15 protein-coding genes are annotated in these 15,523 nt (G+C 31.7%); 7 read left to right on the top strand and 8 right to left on the bottom strand.

The features are described 5' to 3' along the window. The first annotated feature begins 73 nt into the window (after positions 1-73). Positions 74-802 (top strand): YaaA family protein, encoded by a 729-nt coding sequence (locus tag MOV42_RS02150; RefSeq protein ID WP_324172178.1) that lies wholly within the window; start codon positions 74-76, stop codon positions 800-802. Positions 803-819: 17 nt separating this feature from the next. Then, the gene (locus MOV42_RS02145) at positions 820-1,569 is read left to right on the top strand and encodes an RNA methyltransferase (RefSeq protein ID WP_324172177.1); all 750 of its coding nucleotides are present in this window, start codon (positions 820-822) and stop codon (positions 1,567-1,569) included. Positions 1,570-1,623: 54 nt separating this feature from the next. Here the strand turns inward: MOV42_RS02145 and MOV42_RS02140 are convergent, their stop codons facing one another. Together MOV42_RS02140 and MOV42_RS02135 are read right to left on the bottom strand one after the other, a co-directional pair. Further along, complete coding sequence (locus MOV42_RS02140; RefSeq protein WP_324172176.1) at positions 1,624-2,442, bottom strand: SDR family NAD(P)-dependent oxidoreductase; 819 nt, start codon at positions 2,440-2,442, stop codon at positions 1,624-1,626. Continuing rightward, entirely contained in the window at positions 2,439-2,759 is a 321-nt protein-coding gene (locus MOV42_RS02135) for a thioredoxin family protein (RefSeq protein WP_324172175.1), read from the bottom strand. The genes MOV42_RS02140 and MOV42_RS02135 overlap by 4 nt, the downstream gene beginning before the upstream one ends. Positions 2,760-2,788: 29 nt before the next feature. Between MOV42_RS02135 and MOV42_RS02130 the strand changes: the two genes are divergently transcribed. The 5 genes from MOV42_RS02130 (at position 2,789) to MOV42_RS02110 (ending at position 8,769) form a co-directional block, all read left to right on the top strand. After that, on the top strand, positions 2,789-3,697 hold the full coding sequence (locus tag MOV42_RS02130; RefSeq protein WP_324172174.1) for an AEC family transporter: 909 nt from the start codon (positions 2,789-2,791) through the stop codon (positions 3,695-3,697). A 101-nt stretch (positions 3,698-3,798) separates the two neighbouring features. Beyond that, on the top strand, positions 3,799-5,229 hold the full coding sequence (gene glnA, locus MOV42_RS02125) for a type I glutamate--ammonia ligase (RefSeq protein WP_324172173.1): 1,431 nt from the start codon (positions 3,799-3,801) through the stop codon (positions 5,227-5,229). 146 nt (positions 5,230-5,375) lie between these two features. Next, positions 5,376-7,025, top strand: a complete 1,650-nt coding sequence (gene leuA / locus MOV42_RS02120) for a 2-isopropylmalate synthase (protein ID WP_324172172.1) — start codon at positions 5,376-5,378, stop codon at positions 7,023-7,025. An 11-nt stretch (positions 7,026-7,036) separates the two neighbouring features. Further along, complete coding sequence (locus tag MOV42_RS02115) at positions 7,037-7,963, top strand: HAMP domain-containing sensor histidine kinase (protein ID WP_324172171.1); 927 nt, start codon at positions 7,037-7,039, stop codon at positions 7,961-7,963. Between the two features lie 56 nt (positions 7,964-8,019). After that, a complete protein-coding gene (locus MOV42_RS02110) occupies positions 8,020-8,769 on the top strand; it encodes a hypothetical protein (RefSeq protein ID WP_324172170.1) in 750 nt (249 codons plus the stop codon). Positions 8,770-8,778: 9 nt separating this feature from the next. Here MOV42_RS02110 and MOV42_RS02105 read toward each other — a convergent pair whose 3' ends face one another. The 6 genes from MOV42_RS02105 to dcm all read right to left on the bottom strand — a co-directional run bounded on the left by MOV42_RS02105 (position 8,779) and on the right by dcm (position 15,518). Beyond that, positions 8,779-10,779 (bottom strand): PBP1A family penicillin-binding protein, encoded by a 2,001-nt coding sequence (locus tag MOV42_RS02105; protein ID WP_324172169.1) that lies wholly within the window; start codon positions 10,777-10,779, stop codon positions 8,779-8,781. Next, the gene (locus tag MOV42_RS02100; protein ID WP_324172168.1) at positions 10,776-11,465 is read right to left on the bottom strand and encodes an ATP-binding cassette domain-containing protein; all 690 of its coding nucleotides are present in this window, start codon (positions 11,463-11,465) and stop codon (positions 10,776-10,778) included. The genes MOV42_RS02105 and MOV42_RS02100 overlap by 4 nt, the downstream gene beginning before the upstream one ends. Positions 11,466-11,707: 242 nt before the next feature. After that, positions 11,708-12,688 (bottom strand): IS5 family transposase, encoded by a 981-nt coding sequence (locus tag MOV42_RS02095; RefSeq protein ID WP_324170753.1) that lies wholly within the window; start codon positions 12,686-12,688, stop codon positions 11,708-11,710. Positions 12,689-12,782: 94 nt separating this feature from the next. Further along, positions 12,783-13,604, bottom strand: coding sequence for a Dam family site-specific DNA-(adenine-N6)-methyltransferase (locus tag MOV42_RS02090; protein ID WP_324172167.1), 822 nt, complete (start codon positions 13,602-13,604; stop codon positions 12,783-12,785). Beyond that, the gene (locus tag MOV42_RS02085) at positions 13,604-14,215 is read right to left on the bottom strand and encodes a BglII/BstYI family type II restriction endonuclease (protein ID WP_324172166.1); all 612 of its coding nucleotides are present in this window, start codon (positions 14,213-14,215) and stop codon (positions 13,604-13,606) included. Before MOV42_RS02085 ends, MOV42_RS02090 begins: the two co-directional genes overlap by 1 nt. Then, entirely contained in the window at positions 14,205-15,518 is a 1,314-nt protein-coding gene (gene dcm, locus MOV42_RS02080; RefSeq protein ID WP_324172165.1) for a DNA (cytosine-5-)-methyltransferase, read from the bottom strand. The genes MOV42_RS02085 and dcm overlap by 11 nt, the downstream gene beginning before the upstream one ends. Positions 15,519-15,523 lie beyond the last annotated feature (5 nt).

Raw genomic sequence — 15,523 nt, 5'->3', positions numbered from 1 at the left:
AAATGATAGAATATTAGTATAAAGAAGAATCATCTGGCTTGTTCAGAGGGTTCAATTAGATAAGGATTAATCAATGCTAAAAATATTATTTTCACCCTCTGAAGGCAAAAACAATGGTGGTAGTGAAAAAAAGAAAGAACTTCTTGGCTCAAATGAGGCAAGGCAAAGTATTTTAAATGAATACAATAAAATAGTTTTAAATTCAAATGAAGAACAAATAAAAAAACTTTTTGGTTTTAAAAAATTTGATGATTGTAAAATCTATATAAACGATATATTCAATTCTAGTCTTATGAGTGCCATACAAAGATACAAAGGTATAGCTTATGATTATTTAGACTATAACTCTTTAGATGCTTCATCCCACAAATATTTAAAACTAAACACCATAATATTTTCAAACCTTTACGGTCCTATTCTAGGTGGAGATACTATCGCAAACTACAAGGTAAAGCAGGGCAATGATATTGGAGATATAATTCCTGATAAATTTTACAAAGATAGATTTTCATATCAATTAGATTTATTTTTAAGTAAAGATGAGATTTTAGACCTTCGTGCTGGGTACTATGACAAGTTTTACAAGGTCACAAAACCATACACAACTCTAAAATTTTTAAAAAACGGGAAGGCGGTAAGTCACTGGGCAAAAGCTTATAGAGGCTTGGTTTTAAGAGAATTAGCAAAACATGAAATAAAATCTATAGAAGAGTTTATGTCACTTGAAATTGAGGGTTTAAATATTAAAGAGATAAAAGTTATAAAAAATAAAACTGAAATTATTTATGATATTATGCAATAAAACACGAAGGATTTATTGTGGATGATTCACAAGAGTATAAAGATAAAAAAGCATATTTTGAAAAGATTATTACACTTTATGGTAGAAATGTTGTTATAGAAGTTTTGCAAGATTCTAATATAGAAGTTCATAAACTCCACCTTGCATCTAGCAATAAAACTGATGGAGCCATTAAAACCATTTTAAACTTGGCAAAAATAAAAAATATAAAAATAACTTACCATGAAAAGAACTCTCTTTCTAGAATAAGTAAAAATGCAAAACAAGACCAAGGTGTGGCAATAGATATAATCGCACAAACTTATAAAAACGCCTCTGAAATAAAAAACCTTCAAAATTTTAGACTCATTGCTCTTGATGGAATACAAAACCCTCAAAACCTTGGAATGATTATCCGCTCTTGTGCCGCTGGAAATGTAGATGGAATAATTTTGCCTAAAAAAAGTTCTGCAAAAATTTCTCCACTTGTTGTAAAAGCAAGTGCAGGAACACTTTTTAAACTCCCCATTTACTACTGTAATTCACTTGATGATGTTCTACCAAATCTAAAAGAGACTAGCATCTATGCTCTATTTTCTCATGCAAAGACAAGCATCTACGATGTAGAAGCAGAAAAAAAGTCTATCTTCGTTTTAGGAAATGAAAGTGATGGAATAAGCAGTGAAGTTGAAAAACTTTGCAACAACTCCATCTCCATCCCGATGCAAAGAGGTGTAGAGTCACTAAATGTTGCAGTGACTGCTTCACTTTTGGCTTTTATGAAGTGAACTATTTTAATTCTCGTTCAGCCTTTAACCTCGAATTTATTCGAGGTTAAAGAACTAGATTTTTCTCAAAACCTTATCAAGCATACTCGTAGTCAAAACTCTTTTTAGAGTTCCTAATAAATGAGTGGCTAAAGTGTTATAATATCTTGGTTGTGGTTTTTTTGCTTGAAGTGCATGAACTATATTTTTTATAACTATATCTGAGTTTTTAGTGAAAGGGTCATTTTCTTTTTCTTCTTTTGACTCTAAAAGTTCTTCTTTGTACGCTTTTTCAAAAATACTTCCCTCTGAAATGACATTCTTTTTAAACATTTTTATAGCATTTTGTCTAAAGTCAGACCTAACAGGACCTGTATTTATGGTGCAAACAAATATATCTGTATCCATTAGTTCTAAACGAAGTGTATCACACAGTCCTTCTATGGCATACTTAGATGCATTGTAAGCTCCACGAAAACGAAGAGAAATAATTCCTAAAACAGAGGAGTGTTGCAAAATTCTTCCATATCCTTGTTTTCGCATAATTTTAAGACTTTGCCTTGTTAGCTCGTGGAGTCCAAAAAAGTTTGTTTCAAACTGCTCTTTTAAAACTTCAGTTGTTATATCTTCAACTGCTCCAGGTTGTCCAAACCCAGCGTTATTAAAAACTGCATAAAGCTCTTTGTCTTTTGTTATAAAATCTAGTGTCTTTTTAATGTTTGTTGCATCTGTAACATCAAGTAAATAAGCATCTAAACCTTCACTTCTTAATCTTTTTACATCTTCTTCTTTTCTAGCAGTTGCGTAAACTTTATAGCCATTTTGATGTAAATAGTGGGCAGTATCATACCCGATGCCACTAGAACAACCAGTTATTAAAATACTTTTTTTCATGAAGTCATAATCTCGTACGGTCTTTTTATTTCACGAATAACCTCATCAACACTCATATGACGAGATTTTCGTAAAAACTCTTTTGAATCAAGAAAAACCAAAACAGAAGGAATGGCATATACTCCAAAATATGGAGCTATTTCTTCAGTTAGTGAGATATCAACACTCTGAATTTTAAACTCTTTAAAGTTAGCATCTAAAGCTTGCAAAAGTTTAGGTTTTAGTGCATGACAGATTTTACAAGTTGGAGCGGAAAAGTAAACCATTACCGCTATGTTTTCATTTATACATTTTTGAATATTTTTGATTGTTTGCATGATGAAATTATAACAGATATAATCCTATTATGAGTTCAATAATATTTTCTATTCTTAGCATCTATATTTTCATCGTGATTGGTTTTATAGCAAAGCTAAGTTTTAAAGAAAAAATTGATGATAAAACCATAAACCTTATAAATGTATATTTTCTGCAAGTCTTTTTAACCTTTTGGGGACTTTTAATTAAACCTATTGACATAACACTTTTATATGCGCCTAGCATCTACCTCGTTATTGTTATTATTTTACTTTTAGTTTCTATATTTACTGCCAAAAAACTATTTTCATCTCCTAAAGATTACTCCATTGCAACAGTTGCGGCCATCATAGGTAATACTGGGAACTTAGGAATCCCTATAAACATAGCTATATTTGGAGAAGAGTCTATTCCCTATACAACTGTCGTAAATCTTGTGAATGTTTTTGTAGTTTACACAGTTGGTGTTTTTTACTACTCTCGCGGAACTTATAACATTAAAACTTCTCTATTAAACATCATAAAAATACCTATTTTATGGGCTTCTATCATTGCCATACTACTTAGCATCTATGGTTATAAACCTTCTGGTGCAATAGCAAATATGTTAATGATGGGAGCGTACGCCTCTATGACTATGCAACTCTTTTTATTTGGTATCTACCTTTATGGAACTAAGATAAAAGAAGTCAGTAAGAGCCTAATTGTCTGGGTAATTAGTTTTAAATTTGTTCTGTTACCTCTTATTGCTTTCATTGTTCTTTACTTTTTAGAGCTAGATTCCATGATAAAAGGCATAATCTTTATAGAACTTATGATGCCTCTTGCAGTTACAAATGTAAACTTAGCATCTCTGTATGATTGCAAACCAAAAATTGTAACTGCTTTAGTCTTCATTTCATCTGTTATATTTTTAGGTGTAATTTTTATAGCCGTTAAAGCATTAGAGTATTTATGAAACATTATTTAGTTATTGGTTAAAATTTAATCAATAATTATCTTCTGATTAAATGTAAATGAGCTATACTAACTTCAAATTTTAATTTCGGGAGAAAATGAATGGGAAAATTTGTTAATAATACAGAAGAGTTTTTTACTTTTTGTGAAGAAAATGATGTTCAATTTGTAGACTTTAGATTTACAGATCTTAAAGGTGCATGGCACCATATCAGTTACAGAATGAGCTTTGTTAATGCTGGTCAACTTGAGGGTGGATTACCATTTGATGGTTCTTCAGTAGAAGCATGGCAGCCAATCAACAAATCAGACATGTTACTTAAACCTGAAGTTGGTACTGCATTTTTAGATCCATTTACTGCTGATCCAACGGTTATCGTAATTTGTGATGTTTATGACATTTACAAAGATCAAGCTTATGAAAGATGTCCTCGTTCAATCGCTAAAGCGTCACTTAAGCATGCTGAATCAATTGGTATTGCTGATACAGCTTACTTTGGACCTGAAAATGAATTCTTTCTTTTTGACAATATAACTTTCGTTGATAATATCAATGAAGCTGGTTATAAAGTTGATACTGAAGAAGGTGGCTGGAACTCTAATACTGAGTATAAAGATATGTACAATACTGGTCATAGACCAGGAACTAAAGGTGGTTACTTTCCAGTAGCACCTACTGACTCTGCTGTTGATATGAGAGCTGAAATGATGCAGATTTTAGAGCAAGTTGGTCTTGAAGTTATGCTTGGTCACCACGAAGTTGCACAAGGTCAGCACGAGCTAGGTATAGTTTTCTCTGACATCATCGGTGCTGCTGATAATGTTCAAATATACAAATATGTTGTAAAAATGGTAGCTCACCTAAATGGTAAAACTGCTACATTTATGCCTAAGCCACTTTATGGTGACAACGGAAATGGTATGCATGTTCATCAATCACTATGGAAAGATGGTAAAAACCTTTTCTATGCTCCAGGTGAATATGCAAACTTAAGTACAATGGCTAAAAACTATACAGGTGGTATCTTTAAACATGCTGCTGCTGTTTCTGCTTTTACAAATCCTACTACAAACTCATACAAGAGACTTTTACCAGGATTTGAAGCTCCTTCAATCCTAACTTACTCTTCTCAAAACCGTTCTGCTGCTTGTCGTATTCCTTACGGTGCAGGTGAAATGGCTACTAGAATTGAAATGCGTTTCCCAGATTCTACTGCTTGTCCTTACTTAGCATTTGCAGTAATGATGATGGCTGGACTTGACGGTATAAAAGAGCAAACTGTTCCTGTTGGTCCAATGGATGAAGATTTATTTGAGCTTTCTCTTGATGAAATTCGTGAGAAAAAAATTCCTCAAATGCCACACACACTTCGTGAAGCATTAGAAGGTCTAATTGGTGATAATGATTTCTTAAAACCTGTATTTACTCAAGAGTTTATAAATGCTTATCAACATTATAGATTTGAGCGTGATGTATGGCCAGATGAAGGTCGTCCAACTGCTTATGAGTTTAAAACTACTTACCAATGCTAGGCTAAATTCGTCACACTTCTACAATATTCCCGCTTTTGCGGGGATCTCTACACTTTTATTCTTCCGACAACCATTAATTTGATATAATTGTGACTATGATAGTTTATGTAAGAGTGCCTATCAAAATTTCAAGTTAAGGATTCAATATGAATCAAGGTAAATATAAACCTTATCCGCAAATTGATTTGCCAAATCGTGTTTGGCCAACTAAAATAATTACCCAAGCTCCATTATGGTGCAGTGTAGATTTACGAGATGGAAATCAAGCACTAATCAATCCTATGAATATTACTAAAAAACTTGAACTTTTCGCACTCTTATTAAAACTTGGATTTAAAGAAATTGAAGTTGGTTTTCCATCTGCTTCAAAAGTAGAATTTGATTTTTTACGCCGTTTGGTTGATGATAATCTTATACCCGATGATGTCACAATTCAGGTATTGGTTCAAGCAAGAGAGCATTTAATTGCTAAGAGTTTTGAAGCATTAAAAGGTGTAAAAAAAGCAACTGTGCATCTATACAATTCAACTTCTACTGCTCAAAGAAAGATAGTTTTTAATAAAACTCAACAAGAGATAGTTAAGCTTGCATTAGAAGGTGTTAAGTTAGTAAAAAAATATGAACAACTTCATGATGGAGAAATATTTTTAGAATACTCACCAGAGAGTTTTACCGGTACAGAGTTAGAATTTGCAGTAGAAATTTCAAATGCTGTAACGAAAGAATGGGGTATTAGTGATAATAGAAAAGTTATCATAAACCTTCCTGCAACTGTTGAAATGGCAACTCCAAATATCTACGCCGACCAGATAGAGTGGATGGCCGCTCACTTAAATAATAGAGAAAATGTCATCATCTCAACTCACACGCATAATGACAGAGGAACTTCTGTTGCAGCAACTGAGTTAGCACTTTTAGCTGGAGCGGACAGAGTTGAAGGAACACTTTTAAGCAATGGAGAGAGAACAGGAAATGTTGACATCATTACTTTAGCTTTAAATATGACAACTCAGGGAGTTGATTCTAAACTTGATTTTACAAATATAAATGAAGTTTTAGATGTTGTAGAAAGATGTACAGAGATAGAGACTCACTTTCGCCACCCTTATGTTGGAGAGTTGGTTTATACTGCATTTTCAGGTTCACACCAAGATGCAATTAACAAAGGCTTAGCTTACCAAAAAAATAAAGATGATGAGTTCTGGGAAGTTCCATACTTACCGATAGACCCACAAGATGTTGGAAGAACTTATGAGAGTATCATTCGTATAAACTCACAATCTGGAAAAGGTGGAGTAGCTTTTATACTAGAGAAAAACTTTGGTTATTCTCTACCAAAAGCAATGCATCCAGAAATTGGAAAACTTGTTCAAGGTAGTACCGAGGTTGAAGGTAGAGAGCTAGATGCTAAAGAAATTTTAGAAATATTTAAAGATACTTATTTTAAAGTCCAAGAACATATCTCTTTTGTTGATTTTAGAGTAAAGTCTGATAATAAGATTTCTAGTTGTTCTTTAACTTACAGCTATAAGGGAGTAAATATTATAGCATCTGGAGAAGGTAACGGACCTATAGATGCTTGTAAAAATGCTCTTATGAAAGACTATAAAAATGAGTTTACTATAAACTCCTACTCTGAACATTCTTGCGGAGATAAAAGTTCAGCCTCAGCTGTCGCATATATAGAGATTCAGACAAAAGAAACTCTATCTTGTTATGGAGTTGGCAGAGATAATGACATAGCAACTGCATCTATAAAAGCTATGTTTTGTGCATTAAATAGAGCTTTTAATTAAGTAAAACTTAGATGGAAGATGAAAATCAAAAACTCATTGATGAAATCATTGTTCTTTCAAGGCTCTCTAGCCATAGGCTTAGAGAGCAAACTCATCGTCTTATAGAAATCTATCAAAACCAAAAAAAGAAAACTCAAAAGGTTCAAAAGAACAACTCTATTTTTTTAAAACAAATAGATAAGCGCTCTGTCGTTGTTCAAGCATCTAGCAGTAAAAAAGACAAACTACTTTCTCAACAATCAAAAATGGCTACTATGGGAGAAATGATGGATGCCGTAGCACATCAATGGAAACAACCTTTAAACTCTCTAAGCATGATGAACGATATGTTAGAAGATGATTTTAAAGATGGGGTAGTTGATAGTAACTATATCAGAGATTTAACACAAACTTCACAAATGCAAATAGCTCACATGGTAAATACGCTAAATGAATTTAGAACTTTTTTTAGACCTTCCAAAGAAAATGCAGATTTTTCTGTTGCTGATTGTATACAGAGTGTTGAGATACTAATGAAAGATGAATTAATTAAGAACAATATAAATCTAAATATAGAGATTGAAGATAATCTTAGCATCTATGGTCTTACAAATGAGTTTAAACATCTTTTTTTAAATCTTATAAGTAACAGCATAGATGCTTTTAATGAAAAAGCCCTAAAGGATACCGCTACGCATAATATCAAAAATAGAACTATTAATATAAAAACATATATAGAAAAAAACAAAAACATTATAGACTTTAGCGATAATGCACTTGGTATCCCAGAGCATATTATAGCTGATATATTTAAGCCAAATGTAACAACAAAAGAAGATGGTAAAGGTACTGGGATAGGACTTTACATGAGTTCGCAAATAGTTAAAAAACACGCTGGAACAATAAGCGTTATAAATACCGATATAGGTGCCCTTTTTACAATAACTATTAAAAATTAGTTGCTTGTTTTGAATATAAGAGATATAATTGCACAAATACTTCCTTAGGATATAATATGTCATCAACAAAACCAACAATTAAAGCAAATAACCATAAAATTCACCCATGTCCTAACGATAAGAAATTAGCCCTTGCTCATGATTTAGTCGCTCAAAATACTAATGAAGATATTATAGTAGTAACTTCAGGTGATACTAGAATACTTGAAGAAACTCTAACTGGTATCAAAGTTATAGATGATAAAACACTTATCAAAGATAAAGATTTAACTTGTACTCTTCTGATTAGTTTTGATGTTCCATTAAAAGCTGTTATATATATAGCGAGACTATCACATACAACAAAAAATGCTGTTTTACTTCTAAATGAAAGTGAACAAAAACTACTCTATCCAATAGAAACTCTTTTAGGTCGTGTTATAAAACAAGAAATTGTTAGCGGCTTTGAATATCCTCAAAAAGAAGTAAAAGAAATAGATCCAAAAGCTAGAAAACCTCTCTCAAAAGAAAGAATCAAAGAGATTGCCAAAAAAAACTATGATGATAAAGTTGGTACACCAAAGCCAATAAGTGATAAACCTAAACGAGATTATAAAAAAGACGATGAAAAAGCGGCACAATGGGAAAAAAAGAAAAAAGCTCCTAATAAATTTTTAGGCAAAGATGAAAATGGAAAAGCTTTATTTTCAGGGAAGAGTGGAGAGAGAAACCACCGTTACGATGGAAGTGCAAGAGATTCAAGTTATCCTCCAAAAAAAGTTGGAAGAAAAATAAATATCAAATCTCTTAAAAAACCTACAGACTAATGTTTTTTATCAAAATAACAACTCCGCTTCTGGATTTACTTGATTTTCTATGCGTGGCGGTTTAGAAATATCGCTAAAATACTCTTTTTTTCCATCAACTTCCACTTCTATAATTCCCTCAGGAGCAATAAATTTTCTTTGTATTTGAGGGTATAATTTTAAAAGACTTTGATAAAACTGTGAAAATGCAGGACCTGCTATTTTACCACCTGTTTCCCATCTGTGCATCGGGGTATTATCATCATTTCCAAACCAAACAATTGTTTCAACAGTTGGGGAGTAACCTGCAAACCAACCATCTACATTATTATTAGTTGTTCCAGTTTTACCAGCAAGCTCAATACCTCTTGCTCTTGCTCTCCTACCTGTTCCACGATTAACCACATCTCTTAAGATAGTTGTCATTATATAGGCTTGAGTTGGCTCAGTTATAAAATATGTTTCTTCTTGTTTTTCATAAAGTGTATTCCCACCTTTATCTATTGAAGTAATTAGATGTGGTGTGATTTGCATTCCATGATTTGCAAATGAAGTGTAATATTTTGCAAGTTGAAGAGGTGAGAGAGAGATTGTCCCTAGTGAAATAGAAAGATCATTTGGTAAGTTTTTAATACCAAATTTTTTAAACTCTCTTAAGAGTTGTGGTAAACCAATATCGTTTACAAGGTTGATAGTAGCCAAGTTTCGTGAGTGAATCAAGGCTTCTCTTAAACTTATAAGACCTTTATAATTTTTTTCATAATTTCTTGGTTGCCATTTTAACTCTTCACCATCTTTTTCATACTTATATGTTCTTGCAATATCAATAAGTTTAGTAGCTCCAGAATAACCCAAATCAACTGCTACTTGATAGATAAAAGGTTTAAAAGCAGACCCTGGTTGTCTTCTTCCTTGAGTTGCACGATTGTATGATGAGACTTTATAATCAATACTACCAACAAGAGCCAAAATATTTCCAGTTTTAGAATCAAGAGAAACAAGCGCTCCATTTAAAAGTGTCGTATTTGTATCTCCTGCGACTTCCCATGTTGGATCTGTTAAAAGTATTTTTTGATCTTTGAGCTTATAAGCTTCAATACGCTCTAAAGATAAATCATAAGCATTTTTAAGTGCTACTCTTGCTGCATTTTGAAGTCTAAGATCAACAGTTGTATATATCTCATATCCACCTGTTTTAATATCATTTACACCTAAAGCACGAGTCCTTCTTGTAACTTCATCAACTATAAATGGGGCTTTATTTTGAGTAAGAGTATCATTAAACACTTCAGGTGTTTCAAATAAAGCTTCTTGATATTCTATCTCATCTATCCAACCAAGTGTATACATTCTAGTTATAACACGATTTGCTCTGCCCATTGAAATTTCATAATTTTTTGTTGGAGCATATGTACTTGGTGCTTTTGGAAGTCCAACTAAAATAGCCATCTCTTTAAGAGTTAAATCATCTAGTTTTTTATGAAAATATCCATCTGCCGCTGTTTTTATACCGTAATATCCATGACCATAATATATCTCATTTAAGTAGCACTCTAGTATCTGCTCTTTACTTAAAGCATTTTCAAGTTTTAAAGCAAATATAGCCTCTTTTATCTTGCGTGAGAGTTTTTTCTCTCTTGTTAAAAGTACATTTTTTACTAACTGTTGAGTAATTGTGCTTGCACCTTCAACTGCTCTTCCTGCTCGTATAACTTTTATTGTAGCACGAAAAATAGCATCTATATTTATCCCTGGATGCTCAAAAAAAGTTGTATCTTCAATGGCAACAAGTGCTTCAATTATTTTTGGTGGTATTTGAGAAAAAGTTGCATAATATCTATGTTTTTTGTTGAAAATATTTGCTATTTTTTCGCCATTTTTATCGTAAATTTTTGTCGTAACCTCTGGTTTATAGTTTGTTAAAGTGGATATATCATAATTGTATGCCATTAAAAAATAACCTAAAACTAAAAATGGAGATAAAAATCCAAGTAACAAAATAGTAAATAATATATTTTTCGTTTTTATCATTGTCTAAATTCCCTATTTGCAAAACCTGCATCTATTAATATTTTTGTATAATTTTCTTGTGGATTTAGAACTACCTCATCCATTTTTCCATTTTCAACAATTTTCCCATCTCTTAAAACACAAATATCTTCGCAAAGTGCTTTTGCTGAAGTTATATCATGTGTTACAAAAAGCATCTTAAAGCCATGGAGTTTTTGTAAATCTTTAAGCAAGTCTAAAATCAAAACTCTTGTTTGTGGATCTAGTGCTGTTGTTGGTTCATCAAGAAGCATAAGCTTTGGACTATGTTCTAATGCCATAGCAAGAACGACTCTTTGAAGTTGACCACCTGAAAGTTCTGGAGCAAATCTATCTGCTAGTTCTATATCCAAGCCAACCTGAGCAAAAAGCTCTTCTATTTTTTGCTCATCTACAAAAAATTGCTTTCTTATTTTTGTAAGTGGAGAGAGTGCAGTAAATGGATTTTGAGGGACAAAAGAGATATTGCTACCAGCTTTTAGCTCGAATCCTGCATCTACTTCTAACTCACATTTCATTGTATTTGGTAACATCCCCAAAAGTGCTTTAAGAGTTAAACTTTTACCACTTCCACTCTGACCAACAAGGGCTAAAGAGGAAGATATATTAAAACTTATATCTACTAAATTTTTATCATCAAGTGTTATTTTTAACTTTTGGATTTTCATAAAGTATTTTATCCAATTTTGCCTAATAATTTATGATTAAGACTTCAATTGTGCTATTTGTATTTTTATTTTTTGATTGATAATTACAATTGAACCCTCTGAACAAGCCAGATGATTCTTCTTTATACTAATATTCTATCATTTTAAAAATTCTCTTTCAATTTTGAAGTGAGTTTCTGTCTTGTTTTTCTATATTTCTACTATTTATTAGCATGTTAGAACCTTATTTTGTTCCTTTTGTATCAGTTCCTAGCCCTTACCAGTGCAGGTGTCCGTCTCAGATTATAACAAGCAGCCAACATAAAAAAGTGTTGTTGATTTTTCTCTATTCCCCGATATCTGGTTTTTCTGAAGTTCATATGTTGTTTTATAAATGCGAATGGTAATTCCACGAGACATCTTATCTTTGAGAATCTTGTATTATTTCTTGATTGTTTAGGTCTTAGTTTCGATTGACCTCTTACTCGTCTTTCAACTATACCAGCAAAAATACCTTTTGCTCTTAGTGCCACTTTTCTTGCCTTTTGCATATAGCCGCTATCTGCGAATATTGCTTTATTTTCATCTTCTGTCAGCTTATCAAACTGTGTACTATCGTGTGTTGATGCAGTTGTAGCTATTACTTTTTTGATGATACCGTTTGTATCAGTTGCTATATGCATCTTTAATCCATGATGTTTACGACCTCTTTTTGAAGTATAGGTTGCATCAGAATCATGGGCTTTATTTGAAATAACTTTACCCTTGTCATCTTTTTTTCTCTTTGGTTCGCTTGAGTGGATGAGAGTAGCGTCTATAAGAGTTCCCTCATTGAGTATAAGTCTTTTAGATTCCATCATCTTTTTTACTTCTTCAAATATATCACCAAGTATCTCTTCTTTGATAAGCTTGTTTCTAAATTTACAAATAGTTGTTTCATCTGGAATAGTATCTTCATCTCTTATATCAAGAAACTTTCTGAAGCTTATACGGTCATGTATAAGCTCTTCGGTCATTGGGTCTGACAATCCATACCAGTTTTGTAAAAAAAGTGAGCCTACTAATATCTTTGATGGAATAGATGGTCTTCCTGTCTTACCTTTGTTGGGTTTGTATACATTTTTCTCTATAAGTATCTTCTCAATAGCTTCAAATGGAATAATCTCTTTCATCTCATTTAAAAACTTCATACTCTTCTTACCACCTTGGTATTTCATGGCATGGTCAAAAAAACTTAGTTGCATATTTATCCCTCAAACTTGGCTTCTTAGTATATTTATTTTAGCTAATTATTGGTTTGAGGGAGGTTAAGTTAAATTGCTTGATTGTTCAGAGGGTTCAATTATGATAATTATGCTCTAACTTATGAACTTTATACTTTTGGCTCCATTTGATTAAAAGCTCATGCACTCTACCTTTATTTTCAAAAACATTAGAAAGTGCGAACTTAATTCCTCTAGCATCTAGAGCATCTATGTAGTGTAAAAGTTGCAACTCTTTATCTTCATTCCAGCCATTATTTTCATTGTAAGTGGCTTGTGTGATTAAGTAAGGAGGGTCTATATATACAAATGAATCTTGTGATATTTTTATATCATTAAAGTCTTGTGAAGTGAAAGTTATATCTAAAATATTTAACTTATCTACAAATAATTCTAAATTCTTTTTTATATTTTTGTTAAAATCTCTTTTATTTACAGGTGTATTAAACTCGCCTTTTGAGTTAAAGCGTATCTGATTGTTAAATGCAAAAAGTAAAGTTGTGTAAAACATAAGAGGACTTGGATTTTTATTATAATCGGCTCGTAATTTTTCATAAAATCTTTTATTATATTTTCCAACACCTATACTTGAGGTAGTATTATACTTTTCATATCCATATTTTGAAGTATTTGACAGCTTATATTTTATAATGATTTTTTCTATATCTTTAGTGATTTTATCAGCTTTATTTTCTTTGAAATATCTGTACAATTCTATAATATTTTCATCAATATCATTTGCAATAATTCTTTTAGCACTAGCATTAACTCCAACATTACATCCACCAGCAAATAGATCAACAAAAGTATCTATGTCTTTTGGAAACAGTGGCTCGATTTGCTTTAAAAGTTTGTGCTTTGAACCTGTGTAGTTTAGAGGGGATTTTAAATAACTCACTAATATCTTTTCACGATACCTTGCTTTGTATTTCCTACTTTATTATGTTCTATTTTAAATGTTTCAGGTGCTTCTAGCCCTATTATAACCATAGGTACTGTTAGCAAACCCCTTAATGGATCTAAATATCTTTCGAATTTTTCAAATTCACCAGTTGCTCCATCAAATCCACCCAGTGTTTTTAAATTTTTTGTAGCACATATTACAATAGCAATATCTGTTTTAATTTCTTTTTGTACATGATTTAATTCACTAGCAATTGTCGGTTTAACAAGGTTCCATGCAATGGCTTCACCATGATTAAATGCAACTTCGATAGATATATTATCATTTGCAAAATCTAATCTCCAAGATTTATTTGAATACTCATTATCATTAAAAATTCTTGATTCTGATTTCCAACCAATGTCAATAAGTTTCTTTTTAATTACTTTATTTAATGCGACTGACAAACCTTTTGGCACTCTTTTATTTGACTCATGAGCTTCAATGATTTCTTCATCAGTAATAGATTCTATTGTTTCTAATAATTCATTCCACTTATCTTTATATTGCGGTTCATTATTTAAAATTAGCTCACCATATCTATATGATTTTAATTTATATTTCATCTAATATTTTTTCTCCTAATCTTTCAATAATTCCAACAACCAAAGCATTACCCATTAAAAAAGCTCTTTTTGTATCTGAAATACCTTCTGTATGATTATCTGGAAACATATTTAGTCTTTCTAACTCTAGTGGAGTAAGTCTTCTGTGTTTACCATCAACACAAACCACATGCTTAAACCTTGAAGCACTTGCCCCGCCCTCTCCTGTAATAATAGTTCTCGCTGGCTTTGTCACGCAGTCAGGAAATCCCATACTGCCTTCTGAATATGTATATTCATGCCCTGTAATTTTATTAATTCTTTGTATTGATTTTGAACCTTTTTGATACTTCCATTTCTCTAGCTCTTCATCATTTATATAAAACTCTTTTGGTACTGTATTTTCATCTTGTAAGAAATCACCAAGTACAGAATATTTATCTTCATAATTCACTTCAACTTTAGATGTATAGTAAATACCATTTATCATATATCCTGCATCTAAAAAAGCATTTTGTTTAGGAGTGTCTTTGTTAAAGTTATTTGTTATTTCTACTAAATCATTACTTAATTCTTTAACCATAATTTTTTCAGTCTCTATTTTATTCACTGAAAAAGTTTTTGCAAATAAGCTCTTAGAACTTAAAATATCAGATGCAGAATTATCTTTCAATGTATTATAAAATTTTGTATCTATTTTTGAGGCAAATATAAAAACTCTTCGTCTTCTCTGTGGCATTCCATATTCACTTGCATTAATAACTCTCCACTCAACAGAATAACCAAGAGCGTTAAGGGAAGAAAGTATAATTGCAAAATCTCTACCTCTTTGGCTTGCAGGAGACTTTAATAATCTATCAACATTTTCTAGTAATAAATACGTAGGAGCTTTATCTTTTTTTTCTTGTAATATTCTGTAAATTTCCCACCATAAGACTCCTTTTTTGCCAACTATTCCATGTGAGTTTTTTAATGTACTTGCAACAGAGTAATCTTGACAGGGAAAACCACCTACAAGTAAATCATGCTCAGGAATATCTTTTACAGAAACTTTTGAAATATCTTCATTGGAATGATTCGCATATCCAAACTGCTTCTCATATATTTGTGATGCATGTTGTATCTTAGTAGATGGTTCCCATTGATTACTCCATACTATTTCGAAGTGCTTTGAATATTGTCTAATATTTTCTAAGCCTATACGAAACCCACCTACGCCAGCAAATAATTCAACAGTTCTAATGGCAGTTTGTGAAAGTATCATATTCATACTATTTAACTCTTTTTGGATTTGATAATGATTAAATAAATTTGGTAATTTCATAATTC

The sequence above is a fragment of the Sulfurimonas sp. genome, assembly GCF_029027405.1.
In the GTDB taxonomy this organism is placed as follows: Bacteria; Campylobacterota; Campylobacteria; order Campylobacterales; family Sulfurimonadaceae; genus Sulfurimonas.
Note: the sequence above shows the minus strand (reverse complement) of the source record. Positions and strands in the feature narration are given on the sequence as shown.

What these genes read in the sequence shown, in the direction of transcription:
- MOV42_RS02130 (WP_324172174.1), top strand. Translation starts at nt 2,789, where the DNA reads ATGAGTTCAATAATATTTTCTATTCTTAGCATCTATATTTTCATCGTG.
- MOV42_RS02100 (WP_324172168.1), bottom strand. Translation starts at nt 11,465, where the DNA reads ATGAAAATCCAAAAGTTAAAAATAACACTTGATGATAAAAATTTAGTA.
- MOV42_RS02095 (WP_324170753.1), bottom strand. Translation starts at nt 12,688, where the DNA reads ATGCAACTAAGTTTTTTTGACCATGCCATGAAATACCAAGGTGGTAAG.
- leuA (WP_324172172.1), top strand. Translation starts at nt 5,376, where the DNA reads ATGAATCAAGGTAAATATAAACCTTATCCGCAAATTGATTTGCCAAAT.
- MOV42_RS02150 (WP_324172178.1), top strand. Translation starts at nt 74, where the DNA reads ATGCTAAAAATATTATTTTCACCCTCTGAAGGCAAAAACAATGGTGGT.
- MOV42_RS02115 (WP_324172171.1), top strand. Translation starts at nt 7,037, where the DNA reads ATGGAAGATGAAAATCAAAAACTCATTGATGAAATCATTGTTCTTTCA.
- MOV42_RS02135 (WP_324172175.1), bottom strand. Translation starts at nt 2,759, where the DNA reads ATGCAAACAATCAAAAATATTCAAAAATGTATAAATGAAAACATAGCG.
- MOV42_RS02140 (WP_324172176.1), bottom strand. Translation starts at nt 2,442, where the DNA reads ATGAAAAAAAGTATTTTAATAACTGGTTGTTCTAGTGGCATCGGGTAT.
- MOV42_RS02085 (WP_324172166.1), bottom strand. Translation starts at nt 14,215, where the DNA reads ATGAAATATAAATTAAAATCATATAGATATGGTGAGCTAATTTTAAAT.
- MOV42_RS02105 (WP_324172169.1), bottom strand. Translation starts at nt 10,779, where the DNA reads ATGATAAAAACGAAAAATATATTATTTACTATTTTGTTACTTGGATTT.
- dcm (WP_324172165.1), bottom strand. Translation starts at nt 15,518, where the DNA reads ATGAAATTACCAAATTTATTTAATCATTATCAAATCCAAAAAGAGTTA.
- glnA (WP_324172173.1), top strand. Translation starts at nt 3,799, where the DNA reads ATGGGAAAATTTGTTAATAATACAGAAGAGTTTTTTACTTTTTGTGAA.
- MOV42_RS02110 (WP_324172170.1), top strand. Translation starts at nt 8,020, where the DNA reads ATGTCATCAACAAAACCAACAATTAAAGCAAATAACCATAAAATTCAC.